The sequence below is a fragment of the Pseudoxanthomonas sp. LjRoot125 genome, assembly GCF_964252705.1.
Taxonomy (GTDB): domain Bacteria; phylum Pseudomonadota; class Gammaproteobacteria; order Xanthomonadales; family Xanthomonadaceae; genus Pseudoxanthomonas_A.
This window is the reverse complement of record NZ_CAXUOY020000009.1, coordinates 1-1,329: the sequence shown is the minus strand read 5'-3', so window position 1 is coordinate 1,329 and position 1,329 is coordinate 1. Positions and strand designations below refer to the sequence as shown.

1 protein-coding gene is annotated in these 1,329 nt (G+C 63.5%); it reads left to right on the top strand.

All coding sequences use genetic code 11. The features are described from left to right. The first annotated feature begins 66 nt into the window (after positions 1 to 66). Positions 67 to 1,293, top strand: coding sequence for an IS256 family transposase (locus ACSION_RS18710; protein WP_435304588.1), 1,227 nt, complete (start codon positions 67 to 69; stop codon positions 1,291 to 1,293). Positions 1,294 to 1,329: the final 36 nt, after the last annotated feature.

Sequence of the window (1,329 nt, the reverse complement as noted above, 5' to 3'; positions counted from 1 at the left end):
GAGCCTGTCCTAAATTTTGTGTAACCGGGCCCTTGGCAGGAAACTGCCGCCAGACCCGGAGACACGATGACAACCCGCAAGCACGAAGTACCTGAGGAATTGTTGGCCAGCTTGATGGCCAACTACAAGAAGCCCGAAGACCTGATCGGCGAGAACGGCCTGCTCAAGCAGCTGACCAAACTGCTGGTGGAGCGGGCGCTGGAAGCCGAGATGGCCGAGCACCTGGGCCATGAGAAGCACGACCCGGTCGGCAACGCCGAGGGCAACGCCCGCAACGGCAAGAGCCGCAAGGTGTTGAAGGGTGACTTCGGCGAGATGCCGATCGAGGTGCCGCGCGACCGGCAAGGCAGCTTCGAGCCGCAGATCGTGCCCAAGCACCAACGGCGCTGGAACGGCTTCGACGAGCGCATCCTGTCGTTGTACGCCCGCGGCATGACGGTGCGCGAGATCCAGGCGCACCTGCAGGAAATGTATGGCACGGAAGTGTCACCCAGCCTGATCTCCTCGGTCACCGACGCGGTGGTCGACGAGGTCAAGCTGTGGCAGGGCCGGCCGCTGGATGCGGTGTATCCGATCGTCTACCTCGACTGCATCCACGTGAAGGTGCGCGAGGGCGCGGTGCGGGTGAAGGCGGTGTACCTGGCGATTGGCGTCACGCTGGCCGGCGAGAAGGAAGTGCTGGGCCTGTGGCTGGCGCAGACGGAAGGGGCGAAGTTCTGGCTGCAGGTGGTGACCGAGCTGCGCAATCGCGGCGTGCAGGACATCTTCATCGCCTGCGTCGACGGGCTGAAGGGTTTCCCCGAAGCGATCGAGGCCGTGTTCCCGCAGACGCTGGTCCAGCTGTGCGTGGTGCACATGGTCCGACACAGCCTGAACTACGTGACCTGGAAACGCCGACCGGAAGTGGCCGCCGACCTGAAGCGCATCTACACCTGCGCCACGGCGGCGGAAGCCGAGCAGCGCCTGTCCGAGTTCGAGGCCAAGTGGGACGCCGAGTACCTGCCGATCAGCCAATCGTGGCGTCGCAACTGGGCGCGGCTGACGCCGTTCTTCGACTTCGCCCCGGAGATCCGCAAGGTGATCTACACCACCAACGCGATTGAGTCGGTGAACTTCAGCCTGCGCAAGCTGACCAAGCACCGCGGCGCGTTCCCGACCGACGAAGCGCTGGTGAAGCTGATGTACCTGGCGCTGCGCAACATCAGCAAGAAGTGGACGCTGCCGATCCGCGACTGGAAGGCCGCGTTGAACCAGTTTACGATCCAGTTCGAGGGACGACTCCCTCAGCTGTAAACCGAAATCCGGTTACACAAAAATCTGCACAGGCTC

Bases quoted from the DNA above. Each gene is read 5' to 3' on its own strand.
- ACSION_RS18710 (WP_435304588.1), top strand. From the start codon at position 67: ATGACAACCCGCAAGCACGAAGTACCTGAGGAATTGTTGGCCAGCTTG.